The 19,605-nt window shown below is 71.0% G+C and carries 14 protein-coding genes and 2 tRNA genes; 11 read left to right on the top strand and 5 right to left on the bottom strand.

What is annotated here, in order from left to right; all coding sequences use genetic code 11:
- The first annotated feature begins 8 nt into the window (after positions 1–8).
- The 3 genes from ACQP0U_RS27945 to ACQP0U_RS27935 all read left to right on the top strand — a co-directional run bounded on the left by ACQP0U_RS27945 (position 9) and on the right by ACQP0U_RS27935 (position 3,041).
- The gene (locus ACQP0U_RS27945) at positions 9–2,174 is read left to right on the top strand and encodes an ATP-dependent DNA helicase UvrD2 (protein ID WP_433312752.1); all 2,166 of its coding nucleotides are present in this window, start codon (positions 9–11) and stop codon (positions 2,172–2,174) included.
- Positions 2,175–2,329: 155 nt separating this feature from the next.
- The gene (locus ACQP0U_RS27940) at positions 2,330–2,545 is read left to right on the top strand and encodes a hypothetical protein (protein ID WP_433321231.1); all 216 of its coding nucleotides are present in this window, start codon (positions 2,330–2,332) and stop codon (positions 2,543–2,545) included.
- Positions 2,546–2,675: 130 nt separating this feature from the next.
- Positions 2,676–3,041: a WhiB family transcriptional regulator gene (locus ACQP0U_RS27935; RefSeq protein ID WP_030337583.1), complete on the top strand. Its 366-nt coding sequence runs from the start codon at positions 2,676–2,678 to the stop codon at positions 3,039–3,041.
- A 306-nt stretch (positions 3,042–3,347) separates the two neighbouring features.
- On the opposite strand, the gene ACQP0U_RS27930 is transcribed toward ACQP0U_RS27935, so the two are convergent.
- The 3 genes from ACQP0U_RS27930 to ACQP0U_RS27920 form a co-directional block, all read right to left on the bottom strand.
- Positions 3,348–4,694 (bottom strand): ABC1 kinase family protein, encoded by a 1,347-nt coding sequence (locus ACQP0U_RS27930; RefSeq protein WP_433312749.1) that lies wholly within the window; start codon positions 4,692–4,694, stop codon positions 3,348–3,350.
- Positions 4,691–5,803, bottom strand: a complete 1,113-nt coding sequence (locus ACQP0U_RS27925; RefSeq protein ID WP_433312746.1) for a TOMM precursor leader peptide-binding protein — start codon at positions 5,801–5,803, stop codon at positions 4,691–4,693. The genes ACQP0U_RS27930 and ACQP0U_RS27925 overlap by 4 nt, the downstream gene beginning before the upstream one ends.
- Before the next feature lie 222 nt (positions 5,804–6,025).
- Entirely contained in the window at positions 6,026–6,196 is a 171-nt protein-coding gene (locus tag ACQP0U_RS27920; RefSeq protein WP_167457767.1) for a DUF5679 domain-containing protein, read from the bottom strand.
- A 513-nt stretch (positions 6,197–6,709) separates the two neighbouring features.
- Between ACQP0U_RS27920 and ACQP0U_RS27915 the strand changes: the two genes are divergently transcribed.
- Positions 6,710–7,240: a M48 metallopeptidase family protein gene (locus tag ACQP0U_RS27915; protein ID WP_238661599.1), complete on the top strand. Its 531-nt coding sequence runs from the start codon at positions 6,710–6,712 to the stop codon at positions 7,238–7,240.
- Between the two features lie 63 nt (positions 7,241–7,303).
- Positions 7,304–7,912, top strand: a complete 609-nt coding sequence (locus tag ACQP0U_RS27910; protein WP_433312743.1) for a hypothetical protein — start codon at positions 7,304–7,306, stop codon at positions 7,910–7,912.
- A gap of 120 nt (positions 7,913–8,032) precedes the next feature.
- Here ACQP0U_RS27910 and ACQP0U_RS27905 read toward each other — a convergent pair whose 3' ends face one another.
- A complete protein-coding gene (locus ACQP0U_RS27905; protein ID WP_433321228.1) occupies positions 8,033–9,271 on the bottom strand; it encodes a zinc-dependent metalloprotease in 1,239 nt (412 codons plus the stop codon).
- 184 nt (positions 9,272–9,455) lie between these two features.
- Here ACQP0U_RS27905 and ACQP0U_RS27900 point away from each other — a divergent pair, with 184 nt between their 5' ends.
- The 6 genes from ACQP0U_RS27900 (at position 9,456) to ACQP0U_RS27875 (ending at position 15,543) form a co-directional block, all read left to right on the top strand.
- Positions 9,456–10,469, top strand: coding sequence for a YlbL family protein (locus tag ACQP0U_RS27900; protein ID WP_433312740.1), 1,014 nt, complete (start codon positions 9,456–9,458; stop codon positions 10,467–10,469).
- A 96-nt stretch (positions 10,470–10,565) separates the two neighbouring features.
- Positions 10,566–13,550, top strand: coding sequence for a UPF0182 family membrane protein (locus ACQP0U_RS27895; RefSeq protein WP_433312738.1), 2,985 nt, complete (start codon positions 10,566–10,568; stop codon positions 13,548–13,550).
- A gap of 188 nt (positions 13,551–13,738) precedes the next feature.
- Positions 13,739–14,248, top strand: a complete 510-nt coding sequence (locus tag ACQP0U_RS27890; RefSeq protein ID WP_433312735.1) for a SigE family RNA polymerase sigma factor — start codon at positions 13,739–13,741, stop codon at positions 14,246–14,248.
- A complete protein-coding gene (locus tag ACQP0U_RS27885; RefSeq protein ID WP_433312732.1) occupies positions 14,238–15,170 on the top strand; it encodes a hypothetical protein in 933 nt (310 codons plus the stop codon). Before ACQP0U_RS27890 ends, ACQP0U_RS27885 begins: the two co-directional genes overlap by 11 nt.
- Before the next feature lie 88 nt (positions 15,171–15,258).
- Positions 15,259–15,332 (top strand) — tRNA-Met (locus tag ACQP0U_RS27880).
- 137 nt (positions 15,333–15,469) lie between these two features.
- Positions 15,470–15,543: transfer RNA gene (locus ACQP0U_RS27875), tRNA-Met, on the top strand.
- Between the two features lie 119 nt (positions 15,544–15,662).
- Here the strand turns inward: ACQP0U_RS27875 and ACQP0U_RS27870 are convergent.
- Positions 15,663–19,451 carry a S8 family serine peptidase gene (locus ACQP0U_RS27870; RefSeq protein ID WP_433312729.1) on the bottom strand — a complete coding sequence of 1,263 codons (3,789 nt, stop codon included), beginning with the start codon at positions 19,449–19,451 and terminating at the stop codon, positions 15,663–15,665.
- Positions 19,452–19,605: the final 154 nt, after the last annotated feature.

Here is a 19,605-nt window from a genome sequence, read left to right as displayed (position 1 = left end):
TCCTGGTTGTGGTGGTTCACTCAGCGTCGGAACAGGTGCTCGCCGGGCTGGACCCGGAGCAACGCGCCGCGGTGACCGCACCTGCCGGCCCGGTCTGCATCCTGGCCGGCGCCGGCACCGGCAAGACCCGCGCGATCACCTCCCGAATCGCCCACCGGACGCTCTCCGGGGAGATCTCCCCCCGGCACGTGCTCGCTGTCACCTTCACCGCCCGCGCCGCCGCCGAGATGCGGCACCGTCTCACTCTGCTCGGGGCGCAAGGTGTCCAGGCACGGACCTTCCACGCCGCCGCGCTGCGACAGGTGCGGTACTTCGCCCCCCGGCTGCTGGCCGGCCGCGCCATGCCCGAACTGCTGGACAGCAAAGTTCGACTGGTCACCCTCGCCGCCGCCCGGGTCGGTCTGCGTACCGACCGGGCCGCCGCCCGCGACCTGGCCGGCGAGATCGAGTGGGCGAAGTCGTCGCTCGTCGAGCCGACGGACTACGTGGTGGCCGCGGCCCGGGCGCTGCGCGACACACCGCACGAGCCGGCGAAGGTCGCCGACGTGTTCACCGCGTACGAGCAGCTCAAGCGCTCGAACGGCGTGATCGACTTCGAGGACATGCTGCGCGCCGCAGTGTGGGGCATCGAGGAGCATCCGGACGTCGGCGAGCAGGTCCGTGGCCAGTACCGGCACTTCGTGGTCGACGAGTACCAGGACGTCAACCCCCTCCAGCAGCGGTTGCTGGACGCCTGGCTGGGCGGGCGGAACGACCTGACCGTGGTCGGGGACGCCAGCCAGACGATCTACTCGTTCACCGGGGCGACCTCCGCGTACCTGGTCGACTTCCCCCGCCGGCACCGCCGCGCCACGGTGGTCCGGCTGGTCCGTGACTACCGCTCCACCCCGCAGGTGGTCGGGCTCGCCAACGCGGTGATCTCCCAGGCCCGGGGCACCGAGGCGCGCCTGCGGTTGGAGTTGAGCGGGCAGCGTCCGCCCGGCCCCGAGCCGGACCTGCGGATCTTCACCGACGAGCCGGCCGAGGCGAACGCGGTGGCCGCGCGCTGCCGGTCGCTCATCGACGCGGGTACGCCGGCGAAGGAGATCGCTGTGCTGTTCCGCGTCAACGCGCAGTCCGAGGCGTACGAGAAGGCGCTCACCGAGGCCGCGGTGCCGTACGTCGTGCAGGGCGCGGAGCGGTTCTTCGAACGAACCGAGGTGCGCCAGGCGATGGTCGCGCTGCGGGCCGCCACCCGCTCGATCCCGGGGGAGACGCCGTTGCCGGCCGCCGTCGTCGAGGCGCTCACCGCCGTCGGCTGGGCCCCGGACGCGCCCCCGGCCGGTGGCGCCGCCCGCGAACGGTGGGAGGCGCTGTCCGCGCTGGTCCAGCTCTCCGAGGAGTACGCGGCCACCCCCGAGGTCGTGCCGATCGGCGAGGCCGCCTCGGTGGAGCGCCCGGTCACCCTCACCGACTTCACCGAGGAGTTGGCGCGCCGGGCCGCCCAGCAGCACGTACCGACGGTGGACGGCGTGACGCTCGCGTCCCTGCACTCGGCCAAGGGGTTGGAGTGGGACGCCGTCTTCCTGATCGGCCTCGCCGAGGGCACCCTGCCCACCACGTACGCCAAGACCGTCGAGCAGGTCGAGGAGGAGCGCCGGCTGCTCTACGTCGGGATCACCCGCGCCCGGGAGTGGCTCTGGCTGTCGTACGCCGCCGCGCGCTCGCCGGGCGGACGAGCCCGGCGGCCGTCGCGGTTCCTGCCCCAACTGGACCGCTCCGGCGGCACCGAACGGGCGACCGCCGGCGTCGGCCCGGCCCGCCGTCCCGAGCGGCGGCGAACCCAGATCGTCTCCTGCCGGATCTGCGGCGCCACCCTGCTGGCCGGCCCGGACCGCAAGCTCGGCCGCTGCCCCACCTGCCCGTCCGACATCGACGATGAGCTGCACGAACGGCTGCGCGAGTGGCGGCAGCGGGTGGCCGGTGCGCAGAAGGTCCCGGCGTACGTGGTCTTCACCGACGCGACGCTTGTCGCGTTGGCCGAGCGGCGACCCGGCCGGTCCGAGGAGTTGATCGCCATCGCCGGTATCGGGCCCCGGAAGTTGGGCCTCTACGGGGAGTCGGTGCTGGCCCTCGTGGCTGGTGCCGGGGTGGACGATGTCTGCCCGGAGAAAACTTTCGAAATCCAGTCGTAAATTCGTTTGCCCTCGCCCCGGCGCGAGGAATAGCCTCAGGACACACCACGCGAGCGGCGCCATTCCGGCTGCTCACGGGGTCGGTCCAGTCGATACGAGGAACGTTGAGGGAGGTGGCACCCGTGAAGATCTTCACCTATGAGCGTCTGACGGCGATGCCGTCTGTCCACGCTCCGCTGTCGGCTGTCCGGGTGGCCCTCGCGGCTGCACGACCGTCGGTTCCGCAGGTGCACCAGGTTCAGGCCGAGCTGATCCTGACCGTCGCGCCCGCTGGAGTCGAGGGGACCAGTGGCTTCACGGGCAATGGCATCCGGGTCGCCAAGAAGCGCATGGATGTCCGCGGCGTTCCACCTCGAGGTAAACCGGTCTGACCATCAGACTCCGGCTCACCTCGAGGCCGCGGAACCCGCTTACCGGGATCCGCGGCCTCAGTTTTTTGCCCGCCGTAAGTACGTCGGAATGCGATCCACGAGATCGAAGTGAGAGAGAGGTGACCGGGAGATGAGTCTGGCGTTGGCCCCCCTCGACATGAGCGTCGAGATGGAGGCGAACCTGCCCTGCCGGAAGTTCGACCCCGACCTGTGGTTCTCCGACTCGCCCACCGAGCTCGAGCTGGCCAAGTCGCTCTGCGGGGACTGCCCGCTGCGCGTCGAATGCCTGGCCGGAGCCGTTGAGCGAGCGGAGCCCTGGGGCGTCTGGGGCGGCGAGATCTTCGAGCGTGGCGCGGTTGTCCCGCGTAAGCGGCCCCGTGGCCGTCCGCGTAAGGAGGACGTCGCCCGTGACGCCGCGCTTCGGGTCGAGGCCGAGGCGCGCCTGGCGGCCAGTGGGCTGTCCGAGGTGCGTGGCGCGGTCCGGCTGGCAGCCTGACATGTTCCCGACCCGTTCCAACTACGCCGGTGGCACACCGGCAGTGAGTGAGAAAACGATGTTGAACGTTCCGAGTGGAGCCTTCGAGATGCAACTACTCCACGAAGCGTTGACCCGGGCTCGAATGCGCCGGCCTCAGGCCGGTCGTACCACCACGAGCACTGAGGCAACCCGATCCGCCCGTACCGTCGCCATGACCAGCCGCAGCAAGGCGGCTCGCGACCTGGGCGTTCTCTAGTACCACCCCACGCAGAAGGGCGGGTGCCGACAGGCACCCGCCCTTCCCCATGTCGTCTCTTGACGCCCTCAGGCGACCGGGGCGAAGCCGGGCAGCCAGCGTTCCAGGATGCTCCGGTACGGGGCTTTCGCCTCCAACTGGCAGAGCACCCCGATCGACCCGAGCGTCACCCGGTGGATCAGCAGGTACGACGGTGGCAGGTTGAGCTGCCTGCTCAGCTGGTACGTGGGGGAGCGTGGGCTGGCCAGTCGACCCGCCTCGCCCCGCAGCCAGGCCCGGGTGAACCGGAAGCCGTCCGCCGCGATGGGCTCCAGCATGGGGCGGATGAAGTCGAGCACCCCCTCGGCGTCGATCTCCTCGGCCGAGCCGATGAACCCCTCCGAGCGCAGCCCCGCCACGACCTCGTCGGCGTCGCCGCGCAGGGCCATCGCCGCGATACGACCGATCGGCTCCGGGGTGCCCTCCGGCATCCGGGCCACCGCACCGAAGTCGATCACTCCGAGCCGACCGTCGGGCAGCAGCCGGAAGTTTCCCGGGTGCGGGTCGGCGTGCAGCAGCCCGGCCCGCTGCGGGGCGGAGAGGTGCAGGGTGGCCATCAGCCGGCCCGCCTCGTCCCGATCCTCCTCGGTGCCCTCGCGGATGATGTCGGCAAGCGGGGTGCCCGTCACCCACTCGGTGACCAGCACCCGGGGCGCGGCGTTGACCACCTCCGGGATGTAGATCTCCGGGTCGCCGGCGTACGCGGTGGCGAAGGCGCGCTGCGACTCGGCCTCCAACTCGTAGTCCAACTCTTCGGTGATCCGTTCGCGCAGCTCGGCCAGGAGCGGCTTGACGTCCAGGCCGGGCTGGATGGCCCGGAACATCCCGCCGAGTCGGGAGAGCTGCTTGAGGTCGGCGAGCAGGGCGTCGCCAGCGCCCGGGTACTGGATCTTGACTGCCACGTCGCGGCTGTTCGGAGCGCCCGACTCGTCGAACCCCGGCTCGCGCCAGCGCGCCCGGTGCACCTGGCCGATGCTCGCGGCGGCGGCCGGGACGTCGTTGAACTCGACGAACAGGTCCCGCCAGTCGGGGCCGAGCTGCTCGGCCAGCACCTTGTGCACGCTCGCGACCGGCAGCGGAGGCGCCGCCTCCTGCAACTTCGTCAGCGCCTGCCGGTAGGGCGCGGCGATCTCCTCCGGCAACGCCGCCTCGAAGACCGACAACGCCTGGCCGAACTTCATCGCCCCGCCCTTGAGCTGGCCCAGCACGCTGAAGAGCTGCTCGGCGGTGCGCTGCTGGATCTCCGCGGAGATCACGTCGGAGGCGAGCCCGGTGACGCGCTTCCCCATCCCGAGAACAGTCCGGCCGGCGAAGCCGAGCGGCAGGGCGGCGAGCTTGGCGGTGCGGGACACGGCGCGGCGCGGGATGTCGGTCACCCGGTCATTGTTACCGACCGGAGGGCCCCGTTGCTGCTCTGCGGCCGGGCTGGTGCGGACACTCGGCCCTGTGAGCACCCACACGCCGGATGCGGTGGCCAACCCCGACGACGGAAACGGCCGGCACCGGTGATCTCGATGGCGCCACCCAGCGTCTCCGGCTGACCCCCGTCCAGCTGCGTCAGCGCCTCGGTCAGGGCGTACCCGCAGGCGGCGAGCACCGTGCCTGTCGTTCCGGCGGCCACCGGGTCGGCGGCGGCGAGTTGGGCGGCGAGCCGAGGCCAGTCCGGGTCGCGGTCGGCCCGGTGCAGCTCGACGCAGTGCAGGCAGGGTCCGGCGGGCGGGCGGACCAACGGCCCGATCACCGGTACGCCCTCGCGCAGCGTGACCAGCAGGTGCGGTTGCCGGCGCTGGGCGAGACCGGCGGCGAGCAGCGCGGCAGGCCGGTCCGTGCCGAGCTGGATCACCAGGTCGATCCGCCCGGCGCGGCTCGGGTGGGTGCCGGTGCCCGGTGCGACGCGGTTGACCGCAGCCCGCACCGCCGACGCCAGCGGGCGACCCAGTTCGGTGGCGGGGATGCCCGTGCCGATCAGGTCGACGGGGCGTACCGGGCCGGTGAGCTGGGGGATCACCTGCCCGATGCCGGACTGGGCCAACGCCACAGTCAGCGGCCCGCCGAGCGCCCCGGCGCCGGTGAGCAGGACGCGGGCGGCCCGCCGCCGACGCAGGACCTGCGCCGGTGTGCCGGGCAGTCGGGCGGCGGCCAGGGCCAGCGCGCCGGCCTCCGCCACCAGCCGGGCACGGACCGGACCGGTCAGGTCGCGGGGGAGCAGGCTGTGCGCGGGCACCAGCAGCCCGGCGGCCCGCAGGGCGTCGAGCAGGGTACGCGCGTCGTCGGCGCTGACCTGGGCGCTCGCCGCCTGGGCCAGCACGGTGCGCTCGCTACGGGTGCCGTCGAGCAGGTCGAGCAGGTGGGCGGCCCGGGGGTTGGCCAACTCCAGCAGGACGGCCGGCCCGGGGCCGACGCCGAGCTGGAGGGTGTGCCGGTCCCGCCAGAGCCGGTTGAGACCGGGCAGCAGGGTGGGGCGGGGCAGTACGGTGCGGCTCATGGTCACGAATCGTGACCGCATCTTCGCGTTCGGTCGATCGTTGTCCACAGGTGGTCAGGCTGCTGTCCAGCGCTATCCACAGGTTTTGACGGGTTATCCACAGCCCGTCGTCCGTGTTGTCGGTCACCCGACAGGTCGCCGACGCCCGGCCGCGCCGTACTTCCGATCGGCAACGGGGGCGGGGTGGCCACCGGCCACCCCGCCCCCGTTCACCCGTTCGGGTCAGACCTTGGCCTTACCCAGGATGCGGTTCACTGTTGTACCGCATACCGGACACTTGCCCTTGGCCATGTTCATTCCGGTCTTCGAGACCTCGACGTGCCCCTCGAAGTCCCGCTTCTCCTTGCACTTCACGCAGTAACCGTTGTAGGTCGTCTGGGCCTGGTCGGCCACGGTGCCCTCCTCGTCTCGTCCGCCGGTCAATGCCGTCCCGGCGGGGTGCCCGGCGGCGGGCCACACGGGGCGCCGGCGCTGGGTCTCACTCCGCGGCCACCCTCGTGACCGCTGGTCCGCGGACCCTACCCAGGTCTGGGCAGTTCCATGTCAGCTGTGCATCGACACTGTGAGCAAGTCGACGTCGAGAGTGTGCATGGCGAAATAGGTCGGATAAGTCAGTTTGGCGGGGACACGCCGACCAAACCCTGACAGCCACCCGTGCGAGTGCCCCCGCGGCGGCATCCGGGACGGTGATCACCTACGGTGGGGACGTGCCGCGTACCGGCGCCATCGGCGTTCACGAAGGGTGACGAGATGGCGCGATGGCGCTTTGGTCAAGAAATTTTCGGGACGCCTGGCGACCAATCACCATTTTCTGGGCGCGTGTCGTGCGGTTGACTCTTGCGGACCCCTGGTCAGTGGGCATTAGCTTTCCTTCGTGACACGTAGTCGAGGCTGCGCGGGCCACTGATGGCGGGGACGCGCAAGCCGGTCGTCGAGGTGCGGCGCAGTCAGCGCCGACGACGCACGGTGTCCGCGTACCGTGACGGTGAGCGAGTTGTCGTCCTCATCCCCGACCAGTTCTCCCGCGCCGAGGAGAGCGAGTGGGTCGACCGGATGCTCGCCCGACTCGCCGCCCGGGAAGGGCGCCTCGCCCGCTCCGACGCCGAGTTGCTGGCCCGCGCGAACCGGCTCATCGACCTCTACCTCGCCGGGTACGCCACGAAGGCGGTGCCGGCCAGCGTCCGATGGGTCACCAACCAGAACGGCAGGTGGGGCTCCTGCACGCCGGCCGACCGCAGCATCCGAATCTCGCACCGCGTCCAGGAGATGCCCGAATGGGTGATCGACTACGTGTTGCTCCACGAGCTGGCGCACCTCATCGTGCCCAGCCACAACGCCCGGTTCTGGGCGTTGGTCGGTCGCTATCCCAAGGCGGAACGCGCCCGCGGCTACCTCGAAGGGGTCGCCGCCGCCTCCTGCGCACCGCTCCCCACCTGATCCACACCCCTCTCCCGAGCCGCTGAGCGCAGTGCGTTGGGGGTGGGGCGCTAGGGTCGGGGGATGGCGCGACGGGTGGTGGTGGCGTTGCTCGGGCCGGCGCACTGGTCGCCGCCCGGCGTCGACCTGGCGGAATGGCGAGCTGCCCTCGCGGAAGACGTCATCGACCTGCTCGCCACGCTCAACGAGGTGGAGGTCGCCGTCGCGGTGACCCCGGCCGACCGGGCGCTGGCCGATGCGCTGGTCTGGCCCGGCACGGCGGTGTACGAGGTGGCCGAGCCAACGCCGAACGCCGTGTTCGCCGCGCTGGAGGGGTACGACCAGGCGGCCGTGCTGGTCAGTGACGTTCCTGACCTGCCCGCACTGACCGTCGGCAAGCTGCTCCGCCCACTCACCACCCGACCGGTCGCGGTGGCGCCGGTCGAGGGCGGCGGCCCGGGTCTGCTCGGGGTCGCGGTACGTCTGCCCGCACCGGGCTGGCTACCGACGCTGGAACTGGACACCGCTACGCCGGCGCAGGCGCGCGCCAACGCCCCGCGCCCGGGTGACGTGGCGGTCACCGCCGGCTGGCGACGACTGCGCGGCCCGGCTGACCTGGCCACACTGGACCCAGCCTTCGAGGGTTGGGAAGCGACACGCGCCCTTCTCTCCGGGTCGGGCCGACCCGCCTGAACCGTCAGCCGGCCTGCCGACAAGACCCGAGCCACTGCCCACCAGACCTGCCGAACGCGCGCCCGGGTGCCCGCTGTCGATCATGCGGGCACCCGGGCGCGGGTCGTCGTTGCGCGGACGTCAGGACTTGGCGTCGCCCTCGCCGTCGGTCTCGTCGGGCTTACCGGGCTGGTCCGGCTGACCCGGGGCCTTCTCCTCCACCCCGCCGGGGGCGCTGAAGTCGAAGCTGTCCAGCTCGCTGAGGTCCATGTCGTTCATGGCGAAGGCGACCGGGTCGGCGAAGTCGTCGTCCGACGGGAGCAGGTCCGGGTGGCCCCAGACGGCGTCGCGGCCTTCGATGCCACGGTGCTGGGTGAGCGCGGCCCAGAGCGCCGCGGCCTCGCGCAGTCGGCGGGGGCGCAGCTCCAGGCCGACAAGCGCGGCGAAGGTCTGCTCGGCGGGGCCGCCGGCGGCCCGGCGACGGCGGAACGCCTCGCCCAGCCGGACGACGTTGGGCAGCCGGTCGCTGGCGGCGCTGTCCACGACGTGGCACACCCAGCCCTCGACCAGGGCGAGTGCGGTCTCGAGGCGGGCCAGTGAGGCCTTCTGCGCCGGGGTGTCCTCCGGGGTGAAGATGCCCTCCAGGGCGATCGCCTGCATCGACTCCGGGTCGGTCGGGTCGACCCGGCCCATCGCCTCCTCGATCGCCTCCCGGTTGACCCGGATGCCGGAGGCATACATCTCGACCGCGCTGAGCACGTGCCCACGCAGCCACGGGACGTGCTGGAACAGCCGCTGGTGGGCGGCCTCGCGCAGCGCCACGTAGAGGCGGACCTCGTCCTCGGGCAGTTCCAGGCCCTCGCCGTACGCCCGGATGTTGGCCGGGATCAGCGCGGCCGTGCCGGCCGGGCCGAGCGGCAGCCCGATGTCGCCGGCGGAGAGCACCTCCGCGGCGAGCGAACCGAGGGCCTGGCCGAGCTGACCGCCGAAGAGGGCGCCACCGAGGGAGGCGACCATCGACTGCATCGGGCCGAGCTGGGCGCGCGCCTCCGGTGGCACCAGGTCGCCCATCGCGCCGACCATCCGGCTGGCGACCGGGTCGCAGAGCTTGCGCCACACGTCCAGCGTCTTGAAGATCCACTCGTTGCGGTTCCACGCAACGGGGTTCTGGATGCCGGAGGGCCACGCCGAGGCGGGCTCCAGCCACAGGTCGGCCAGGCGCAGGGCCTCTTCGACCGCGTTGCGCTCGTACATCGACACGGCTGGGTCGCCGGCGGCCGCGAGTTGGCTGGCTGCTACCTGTCGGGCCAGGTCCCAGTTGACCGGCCCGCTGCCCGGCGCGGAGAGCAGGTGCTGCAACTGCGACATGAACTGCTGCATCTGCGCGGGATCGTTGGGGTCTGGTGGCTGCCCACCCGGGAGCGCGAAACCGAACGGAATATCAGGCACGACATCTACGGTACGCGGACCGCGCCCCAGGTCGCCGCTGCTGGCGTTGCGCTGAGGGCGAAGTCGCGTGGCGCATCCGGCGGGTGGCCCGCGCCTGGTCGGTACGCTCTGCGGCATGAGACGTCGTGGCCTGACGGTCCTGCTCGGTGCCCTGTTCACCGCCCTGCTGAGCATCGGTGTGCTCCGGGTGCCGATTCCGTACGTGGTGCTGGGCCCGGGGCCGACGGTCAACACCCTCGGTACGGCCGACGGTAAGGAGGTCATCCAGGTCTCCGGCCGGGAGACCTCGACCTCGGCCGGTCAGTTGCGGCTGACCACGGTGGGAGTGCAGCCCACGGTGCGGTTGCGTGGGGCGATCGCGGGCTGGTTCTCCGACGACGAGGCGGTGGTGCCGCGCGAGCTGGTCTACCCGCCGGGGGAGTCGACGGAGCAGGTCGAGCAGCGCAATGCCGAGGACTTCAAGGCGTCGCAGACCAGCGCGGAGACCGCCGCGCTGCGGGAGCTGGGCTTTCCGGTGCAGGTGGTGATCAAGACGGTGGCCGCGGACGGCCCGGCGGCCGGGGCGCTGAAGGCCGGCGATCTGGTCACCTCGGTCGACGGCCAGCCGGTGCCGGTGGCCGCGAAGGTCACCGAGCTGGTCCGGGCCAAGCCGGCGGGCACGGCGTTGACCATCGGCTACACCCGTGACGGCGTGCCGGCCACCGCGACGGTGACCAGTCGGGAGCAGGACGGTCGACCGCGGATCGGTGTCGAGATCGATCAGCAGCAGCCGCACCCGTTCACCCTCGGCATCGACCTGGGGGACATCGGTGGGCCGAGTGCCGGTCTGATGTTCGCCCTGGGGATCGTGGACAAGTTGACCCCGGCCGACCTCACCGGCGGTCAGATCATCGCCGGCACCGGCACGATCGACGACGAGGGCGCCGTCGGCCCGATCGGCGGGATCGCCCAAAAGCTGGTCGGCGCCAAGCGCGCCGGGGCCAAGGTCTTCCTGGTGCCGGCGGACAACTGCGCCGAGGCGGTCCGCAATCCGCAGCCCGATCTGCCGCTGTTGCGGGTGGGCTCGTTGGACGAGGCGATGACCGCTCTGGAGACGTTGCGCGCGGGCGGTCAGCCGACGCGTTGCTGACCGGTGTGACCGTGCCCCGCCACGCTCAGGAACACCCCGTACTCTGGGTGCCTGGTCGGTGCCGATCATATCGAGCGTGCGGAGCCAACAGTGGTCATGCGTAGCAGCAGCCCCCTCCCGAGGATGAGCCGGCGCGGGCGCGTCACCATCGCTGTCCTGGTCGGGGTGTTCGTGCTCTTCACCCTGCTCGGCTGGGGTGTCCAGGCGTGGACCGACTGGCTCTGGTTCGACGAGGTGCGCTACACCGAGGTCTTCACCGGCGTCCTGCTCACCCGGCTGGTGCTCTTCCTCGCCATCGGTCTCGGCATGGCGGTGATCGTCGGTGGCAACCTGTGGCTGGCCTACCGGTTGCGCCCGCGTCTGCGTCCGCACTCGGTGGAGCAGGCGACCCTTGAGCGCTACCGGATGGTGCTCACCCCGCGTCTCGGCACCTGGATCTCGCTGACCGCCGCGGTGGTCGGGCTCTTCGCCGGCCTGTCGGCGCAGAACCGGTGGAACCAGTGGCTGCTCTTCCGCAACGGCGGTGACTTCGGCATCAAGGACCCGGAGTTCGGCGTCGACATCGGCTTCTACGTCTTCCAACTGCCGTTCTGGCGTTACCTGCTCGGGGTCGCCTTCACCGCTGTGGTGCTGGCCGTGATCGGCGCGCTGGCGGTGCACTACCTCTTCGGTGGGGTCCGCCTGCAGGGCGTCGGCGACCGGATGAGCAACGCCGCCCGCGCACACCTGAGCACCCTCGTCGCGGTCTTCGTGCTGTTGAAGGCCATCGCGTACGTGTTGGACCGGCGGGCGATGCTGCTGGAGTACAACGAGGGCGCCAAGTTGTACGGCGCCGGCTACGCCGACGTCAACGCGTTGCTGCCGGCGAAGGAGATCCTCGCCTACATCTCGATCGTGGTGGCGATCGCGATCCTCGTGTTCTCCAACGCCTGGATGCGCAACCTGGTCTGGCCGGGGATCTCGCTGGCGCTGCTCGGCGTGTCCGCGGTGGCCATCGGCGGCATCTACCCCTGGGCGGTGCAGACCTTCGAGGTCAAGCCGAGCGCCAAGGACAAGGAAGCGCCGTACATCCAGCGCAGCATCGACGCGACGCGGGCGGCGTTCGGGTTGGGGGCCACCGAGACGACCCCGTACGCGGCGAGCAACCTCACCCCACCGGGCAACCTGGCCACCGACACGTCTGTGGTGTCGAACGTGCGGCTGCTCGACCCGCAACTGGTGAGCGAGACGTACACCCAGCTCCAGCAGGTGCGTGGCTTCTACGACTTCGGCCCGAAGCTGGACATCGACAGGTACGGGGTGAACGGCAAGGTCTCCGACTACGTGGTCGGCGTCCGGGAGATCAACTACGGCGAGTTGACCGACCAGCAGAACACCTGGATCAACCGGCACACCGTCTACACCCACGGGTACGGGCTGGTGGCCGCCCCGGCCAACCAGGTGGTCTGCGGTGGGCAGCCGTTCTTCGTCTCCGGCTTCCTCGGCGAGAAGACCCAGGAGGCGTGCTCCTCGCAGACCGAGCAGATCCCGGCCAAGCAGCCGCGCATCTACTACGGCGAGCGGATGGCGGCCGACGACTACGCCATCGTCGGTCAGGCCGACCCGAACAAGAAGGCAGAGTTCGACAGGCCGGTCGGTGAGGGCGGCGGCGAGTCCTACACCTACACCGGTGAGGGCGGCGTGGAGATCGGCTCCTTCACCCGGCGGCTGCTGTACGCCATCAAGGAGCAGGAGTCGAACTTCCTGCTCTCCGAGGCGGTCAACAAGGACTCCAAGCTGCTCTACGTGCGTAACCCGCGCGACCGGGTGGAGAAGGTCGCGCCGTTCCTCACGCTGGACGGCGACCCGTACCCGGCGGTGGTCGACGGTCGGGTGCAGTGGATCGTGGACGGCTACACCACGGCGGCCTCCTACCCGTACGCCGAGAAGGTCAACCTGCAGACCGAGACCACCGACGAGTTGACCAACCGGGGCACCTTCCAGCTGGCCCGCGAGGACGTCAACTACATGCGCAACTCGGTGAAGGCCACCGTCGACGCGTACGACGGCACTGTGAAGCTCTACGAGTACGACGACACCGACCCGGTGCTCAAGGCGTGGAACAAGGCGTTCGGCGGTGACCTGGTGCTGCCGAAGGCGGAGATCCCGGTCGAGCTGAGCGAGCACCTGCGCTACCCGGCGGACATGTTCAAGGTGCAGCGCAACCTGCTCACCAAGTTCCACGTGACCAACCCGGGTGACTTCTACTCCGCGCAGGACTTCTGGCAGGTGCCGAACGTGCCGGACGCCCCGGACAGCGGTCAGAAGCAGCCTCCGTACTACCTGTTCACCCAGTTCCCGGGGCAGGAGAGCCCCCGGTTCCAGCTCACCTCGGCGGTCACCCCGAACGGTCGGCAGAACCTCGCCGCGCTGATCTCCGGGTCGTACGTCGACGGGAAGCCCCGGCTGGAGGTGCTGGAGTTGCCGGATCAGACCCGGATCTCCGGCCCGGTGCAGGTGCACCAGCAGATGACCAACAACGCCAACATCCGCCAGCAGCTCAACCTGCTCTCCAGCAACCAGGCGCAGGTGCAGTACGGCAACCTGCTCTCGTTGCCCTTCGCCGACGGGATGCTCTACGTCGAGCCGGTCTACGTGAAGAGCAACCAGCAGGACGCGTACCCGCTGTTGCAGAAGGTGCTGCTCTCGTACGGTGACGGCGGCTCCTTCGTGGCGCTCGCCGACAACATCAACGACGGCATCAAGCAGTTGGTCGAGCAGGGTAAGAAGGCCGGGCAGGGCACGTCGCCGCCCCCGACGACCGGGGGCAACCCGACGACCCCGACGCCGACGCCTTCGGGGTCCGCGGCGCCGACGCCGACGCCTACCCCGAGCGCCGGCACCCCGCCGCCGGCAGGTGACCTGGCCGCCGCCGCGGACCGGGTGCAGACCGCGATCACCGAGGTCCGGGCCGCGCAGGCGTCCGGTGACTTCGAGCGGTACGGGCGTGCGCTGAAGGCGTTGGACGAGGCGCTCACCGCGTTCCAGCAGGCGCAGCAGGCCGCCGGTGCGCCGAGCGGCAGCCCGAGCGCCGGCGGCTGACCCGACACCGCAGGTAGTTCCTCGCCGAGCCCCCGTCGTCCGGACCACTTCAGGTCCGAACGGCGGGGGCTCTGCCGTGCCCGTCGGTGCGTAGCTGTCACGTCACCGACAGTGCCGTCCAGCACCGCAACCTGCGACGCCGCTCCTCCGTCCTCATTGCGACGGGGTGGGAACGAGGGGGGTCAGCCGTGCGGGACGCGCAGAGCTTCGATGACTTCTACCGCAGCACCGCACGGCGGATGGTGCGGTACGGCTACGCGGTCGCTGGCGACCACAGCGAGGCGCAGGACCTGGTGCAGGAGGCGTACACCCGGGCCTGGCGGCAGTGGGGGCGACTGTCGTCGCATCCGGCGCCGGAGGCGTGGCTGCGGCTCGTGGTGGCCAGGTTGGCGACCGACCGTTGGCGACGTCTGCACAGTTGGCGGGTGCTGCTGAGCCGCAGCGGACCACCGGCGGTCGCACCCCCGCCGAGCGAGGACGGGGTGCTCCTGGTCGGAGCGCTCCGGCAGTTGCCCGCCACGCACCGGCAGGCGCTGGCCCTGCACTACCTCTTCGACATGTCCGTCGAGGAGATCGCCCGGGAGACCGATGTCCCGGTCGGCACCGTGAAGTCCTGGCTGTCCCGAGGCCGGTCCCGGCTGGCCGCGCTGCTGCCCGACCTCTGCGCCGTGGAGTTGGAGGCGAACGATGTCAGTTGAACTGTCTGACCTGTACCGGTCGCTCGGCACTGTCGCGGACGGCCACGAGTTGACGCATCCCGAGTCACTGCGGCGGTTCGCCGACCGGCGTGCCCGAGCCCGGATCGCCGGCTCGACGCTCGCGGTGGCGCTGCTCGTGGGCGGGGTGGCCGTCGGTGGCCGACTGGCGTACCCCGCGGACGGCTCCGCACCGCTGCCGCCGCCCGCCGACACGGCGGGTCCGGTGCCGACCGGGGCGACTTCCCGGCCGTCACCCACGCCGACCCCGGCGTCGACACCGTCGCCCCCGCGGCCGTCGCGGACCGCCCCGAGTGGTACGCCGTCGCAGCCGCCCTCCGGCACGGCGACGCCCCGGCCGCCCACCTCGATCCCGGACCGTGCCTTCTTCGTGCTGGCGGCCCCGAACCGGACCGGCTTGGAATCGTCGGGGGAGGGCCCGGCGCTGCCGGCGCTGTGCGGGACGCGCCTCTCCAGCGAGTCGGCACTGGTCCAGCGCCGGGGCCGGTATCTGGCCTACAAGTTGCCGGAGACGCCGACGGGGAACGTGCCGGACGGCAGCTACCGGCACACCATCACCATCTACCGGACGGGCCGCGCCGACGACGCGTTGCGGGAGTTGCGCCAGGCCGTGCGCGGCTGCCCCGACCAGAAGCTGCCCGACGACAGCAGGACGTGGCGACAGCGGCTGCTGGCCTCGGGGGTGTACGGCGACGAGTCGGTGCTGTTCGAGATGCGGGCCCCGATGCCGGACGGGATGGGTGAGCCGGGCACGGAGGAGGTTCGGCTGGTCCGGGCGGTCCGGATCGGCGACGTGGTGACGGTGCTCTGGGAGCAGGGTTGGGAGCACACGGCAGTCGTTCGGTCCCAGGTCGATGCCGACAGCCGGCGGGCGGTCGCGGCGATCGAGAACTGGCTCGACTGACAACGACCCAGGTCAGCGGTGTGGGTGTCGGCGGTATCGGAGTCGTTTTGCGGTGCCCCGGGTCGGTGCGCTACGGTTAGCGAGCCGACGCGGGGTGGAGCAGCTCGGTAGCTCGCTGGGCTCATAACCCAGAGGTCGCAGGTTCAAATCCTGTCCCCGCTACGAGAGAAACACCAGTTCGAAGCCCGTCTCCGGGTCACCGGAGGCGGGCTTTCGACATTCTGGGACACCGGGCCACAGCGGTTGGTGACCCCCGCTGATCATCGCCGGGGCGGGATGGGTTAGTCTTAACCAGTCGACGCGGGGTGGAGCAGCTCGGTAGCTCGCTGGGCTCATAACCCAGAGGTCGCAGGTTCAAATCCTGTCCCCGCTACAACTGGAAATGATATGAGTCCGGCCCCCACAGTGTGGGGGCCGGACTTGTTTGCTGCCTCTGCGGCATGAGTGCCCCGAAGGGGGCCGGCACCTCGCAGGCGCCGACCCCCGCGGTTCCTACCGCAGGCCGAAGGCCCGGGTGACGGTCTGGGTGACGCCGCCACCGTTGCGCTGCTTGGCGGTTACCCGGATCGACACGAAGTCGGCCCGGTGCGGCGCGTTCAGGGACGCCTGCCAGGTGCCCTTCTTCTCCTTCAGGTCCTGCCGCTGCCAGGTCGCCCCGTCGTCGTAGGAGATCTCCAGTCGGAGCGACGACACGGCGTCCCGAGCCGCGGTGCTGCCCACCACCACCGGCGTGATCGCGAACTCGGTGCGACGCTTCGTCCGACCCGCGAAGTCCACGTCCGTTCCGTAGTCCAACTGGACCAGCGGGATGGCCTGCACCTCAGTGCTGCCCCCGGAGACGAAGCTCCACTCGGTGTGCGTGGCTGTCGAGTAGGGGCTGAACTCGGGCTTGCCCACGGTGTCGACGACCAGCCGGTACGGCAGTTTCTCCGGCGACAGGTCACCCGCACCGACCTCCGGCCAGCCGTCGAACTGGGTCAGCTGCTTGTCGCCCTGATAGAACGTGGCGATCTGCGACATGCTGGCCCCGCCGCTGTGCGCGGCGCCCGCGTCGCCGAACCCCTGGATGTAGGCGCTCATGGCTGTCTCACCACGGAACGGGATCTCGGTGCTCAGCAGCCGTGGCCGGGTGATGGGCCCGAACCAGCGGTCCTTCTGGACGCTGCCCGGCCGGTAGGCGATGGCCTCCGTGTTGGACCGTGCCCAGTCGACGACGTCGGCGTACTGCATCCACCTGATGCCGCCGCCCGCCGAGACCCAGTCGGTACGCGGCCCCGGCGCGACCGGCTCGAACGGGAACGGGCGTGCCGCCGCGTACTCGTACGGCGGGAAGTCCATCCGCGTCTCGCTGGACTGCTTCCCCGGGGGCGGGGAGAAGGTGAGATCGATCCGGGCGAGGTTGCGCGGGTCGGTCTTGGCGGACGGATCCTTCGGCACCCCGCCAATGTGGTAGTCCACCAGGTCGTACAGGTACTTCGCCCGGGGGTGGGCGACGACGACAAGTCGTACCGCGTTGCGGCCCGCGGCGGTGATCTTCTTGATCAGCGCCTCGCCCTCGTCCATTGTCACCGAGGCGACCGGGATCGGCCCGGTCGTCACGGCGTCGGGGTTGCCGTACCAGTCACTTTTGCGGCCCGCGCGGTCGTTGACCACGACGAGCATCGCCGCACCGGCGGTGTGCGCCGCCGCTGCCTGATCCGTGGGGGTCACCGAGTCGTTGCCACGGACGACCACGGCCCTGCCTCGGGCGGAGAGGCCGGCGTAGTCGGCGGTGCCGCCGACGCCCGCGAAGACCGCGTCCAGGCCCGAGGTGCCGTCGGGCAACGGCGGGGAACCGGGCTGGGCGAGCGGGTCGCTGAGGCGCCGGCCGTGGTAGCTGATCGCCAGCGGCGTCTGCTCGGCGCGGATCCGGGTGGTGAAGACGAAGCTGCCCTTCTTCACCTTGTCAGTGGTCGGGAGGGCCCACAGGCTGTCGTAGGCGGCGCCCGGCCAGAAGGTCTCGCGGAGGGCGCTCCAGTCGGTGGGTGTCGGCTCGCTCGAGGTGAAGGAGCGGTAGACGTCGATTCTGCTGTTGACGACGGCGGTCGGTTGGGGTGTCGCCACCTTCACCTGGCGGGCCCGCGAGGCGTCGAGTTCCACTACCCGGTTGGTCGTCAGGTCGACCTCGGGGGCGGTCAGCATCGCGAGCCCGAGGGAGCGCGGCCCGTGCAGGCCTTCCACGTCCGCCGCCGTGACGACCGTGTAGGAGCCGGGCGCCAGGCGGGCGGTGAGCTTTCCGTCCGGCACCCACATGAAGGCGGAGCCGGTCTCGGCGTTGACGACCTCGACCTCGCCGCTCATGGGCCGGCCGGAGCGGTCCTTCAGGTGGATGGTGAGGTCGTACTTCCTGGACTCGACGGCGACTCCGACGGCCGTGTGCACCGCACCGGCTGCGAAGCGGGCCGTGACCTGGGCGGAGTACCTGCCGGCGGTGAGGCCGGCCGGGGCCACCACGACGTCGACAGTCGCGCTCCCGCGACCGGGCACCGTGACCCGGTCGGCGGTCGCCGTGAACGTCCGCGCGGGGGAGGTGCCGCTGTCGACCGAGAGCTGCAACTCGATCGGGCTGTCAGTGGTGTTGGTGTAGGTGATCGTCCGCTTGATCGGCTGTGGGGCGGTGCCCCAGCCGACGAGCCCGGCATCCACCGAGCCGGTCGCGATGACCTGGTCCTGGTGGTAGGCGGCGGCGACGTTCAACCGACCGCTGCCCGCCTGGTAGGCGGTGTAGTCGGGCGTGCGGACGCTGGTGCTCATCAGCGCGTCCTTGATCTGGCGCGCACTCCAGGTCGGGTGTTTCTGCACCAGCAGGGCGGCCGCCCCGGCGACGTGCGGCGCTGCCATCGAGGTGCCACTGTCGACGTAGTAGTAGCCCTCACCCCAGGGGATGTGCTGCGAGCGTGCCGCCAGCACGTTCACGCCGGGAGCGGTCATGTCGGGCTTGAGGGCCTCGTCGTTCAACCGGGGCCCGACGCTGGAGAAGTCCGCCAGGTGGTCGGAGGTGTCCACCGCGCCGATGGTCAGCGCGGCGTCCGCGGTGCCCGGCGCACCAAGGGTGTACGGATCTGGCCCGCTGTTGCCGGCGGCGACGACGAAGAGCGCACCCGTCTCGGCGGTCAGTTGGTTGACGGCCTGGCTCAGCGGGTCGTCCTGGGTGTGCCACGCGCTCACGCCGAGGCTCATGTTGATCACTTTGGCGTGCTCGGCGCGCGCCGCCCACTCCATGCCCGCGATGATCCCGGAGATCGACCCGCTGCCGTTCTGGTCGAGGACCTTTCCGATCACCAGGTCGGCGTCGGGGGCCACGCCCCGTTCCGTACCGCCGGAGGCGGCGCCCGTCCCGGCGACGGTGGAGGCGGTGTGGGTGCCGTGCCCGTTCCGGTCGATCACGTCCTGGCCGGGGATGAAACTGCGGGAGGCGACCACCCGGTCGGCGAGATCCGGGTGGGTGGTGTCCACCCCGCTGTCCAGGACGGCGACCCGGACACCGTTGCCGGTGCCGCCCGCGGCCCACGCCGCGGGCGCTCCGATCTGCGCGGTGGTGTCGGCCAGGGTGGCCTCCGCCCTGCCGTCGAGCCACACCTTGTCGATGCCGGCAGCGAAGGAGGGCACCGGCGCCGCGCCGCTGCGGGCCGACGGCGACTGACCGCCGCGCTGTGCGCCACCGGTGAGGGCCGACCAGAAGTCCGCGGCCTGCGACCTGCGGGTACGGATCGCCTCACCACTGACGGAGGGAAGCTCCAGCGTGGTCTGCGCGCCCGGCAGCGTGGTGCCGGTCTTGAGCTTCGCCGAACCCGTGGTGCGGGTGACGATCAGGGGGAGTTCGGTGGTCCGCGCGTCGTCGTAGCCCTGGGCGATGAGCTGGGTGACGTCGAACAGTTGCTTGTCGAGTCGGCCGGTGGCGAGGTAGGGCACCGCCTCGTCCGGGTACACATAGGTGTCCCGGCCCTCGGTGGAGATACGCACGGAGCCGGTGGCGCCGGGCGCGCGCTTGACGTCCACCGAGGGGGTTGCGCCGTGGACGCCCGGGGTCACCGTCACCCGGTCGCCGGTGATCAGCGTGACAGTGACGGGCGTGCGGTCCGCGTTGCCGCTCTGGGCGGGTCTCGTCGGCGGTGGTGTGGGCGGTGGGGCACCGTGCGCCGCAGTGGGGGTGAGGAGAGCGGCGACCAGGGTGACGCCGACCGCTGCCGCCGCAGATCTTCGGGTGCGAGAGATCCGCGCACTGTCTACAGAGTTGACCATGAGGCGAATCCGATCACCTCAAGACATTCATGTAAAGATCATCATCTTTGCCGGGACGTTGCCAGCACGTTGCGCGCCGGCCGGAGAGTTTCCGCACCATCCGGTCCCGTGATTCGGCGTGGACCGACGTGCCGAGGTTGCACCCTTCAGCGAG

The organism is Micromonospora sp. CA-269861 (assembly GCF_050948505.1).
In the GTDB taxonomy this organism is placed as follows: domain Bacteria; phylum Actinomycetota; class Actinomycetes; order Mycobacteriales; family Micromonosporaceae; genus Micromonospora.
The sequence above is the reverse complement of the archived record's forward strand: the minus strand, read 5'-3'. Positions and strand labels throughout refer to the sequence as shown.

Excerpts from the sequence above, each read along its gene's own strand:
- ACQP0U_RS27940 (WP_433321231.1), top strand. The coding sequence starts at position 2,330 with ATGCCGTCTGTCCACGCTCCGCTGTCGGCTGTCCGGGTGGCCCTCGCG.
- ACQP0U_RS27935 (WP_030337583.1), top strand. The coding sequence starts at position 2,676 with ATGAGTCTGGCGTTGGCCCCCCTCGACATGAGCGTCGAGATGGAGGCG.
- ACQP0U_RS27925 (WP_433312746.1), bottom strand. The coding sequence starts at position 5,803 with ATGAGCCGCACCGTACTGCCCCGCCCCACCCTGCTGCCCGGTCTCAAC.
- ACQP0U_RS27915 (WP_238661599.1), top strand. The coding sequence starts at position 6,710 with ATGGCGGGGACGCGCAAGCCGGTCGTCGAGGTGCGGCGCAGTCAGCGC.
- ACQP0U_RS27910 (WP_433312743.1), top strand. The coding sequence starts at position 7,304 with ATGGCGCGACGGGTGGTGGTGGCGTTGCTCGGGCCGGCGCACTGGTCG.
- ACQP0U_RS27905 (WP_433321228.1), bottom strand. The coding sequence starts at position 9,271 with ATGCAGCAGTTCATGTCGCAGTTGCAGCACCTGCTCTCCGCGCCGGGC.
- ACQP0U_RS27900 (WP_433312740.1), top strand. The coding sequence starts at position 9,456 with ATGAGACGTCGTGGCCTGACGGTCCTGCTCGGTGCCCTGTTCACCGCC.
- ACQP0U_RS27895 (WP_433312738.1), top strand. The coding sequence starts at position 10,566 with ATGCGTAGCAGCAGCCCCCTCCCGAGGATGAGCCGGCGCGGGCGCGTC.
- ACQP0U_RS27885 (WP_433312732.1), top strand. The coding sequence starts at position 14,238 with ATGTCAGTTGAACTGTCTGACCTGTACCGGTCGCTCGGCACTGTCGCG.
- ACQP0U_RS27870 (WP_433312729.1), bottom strand. The coding sequence starts at position 19,451 with ATGGTCAACTCTGTAGACAGTGCGCGGATCTCTCGCACCCGAAGATCT.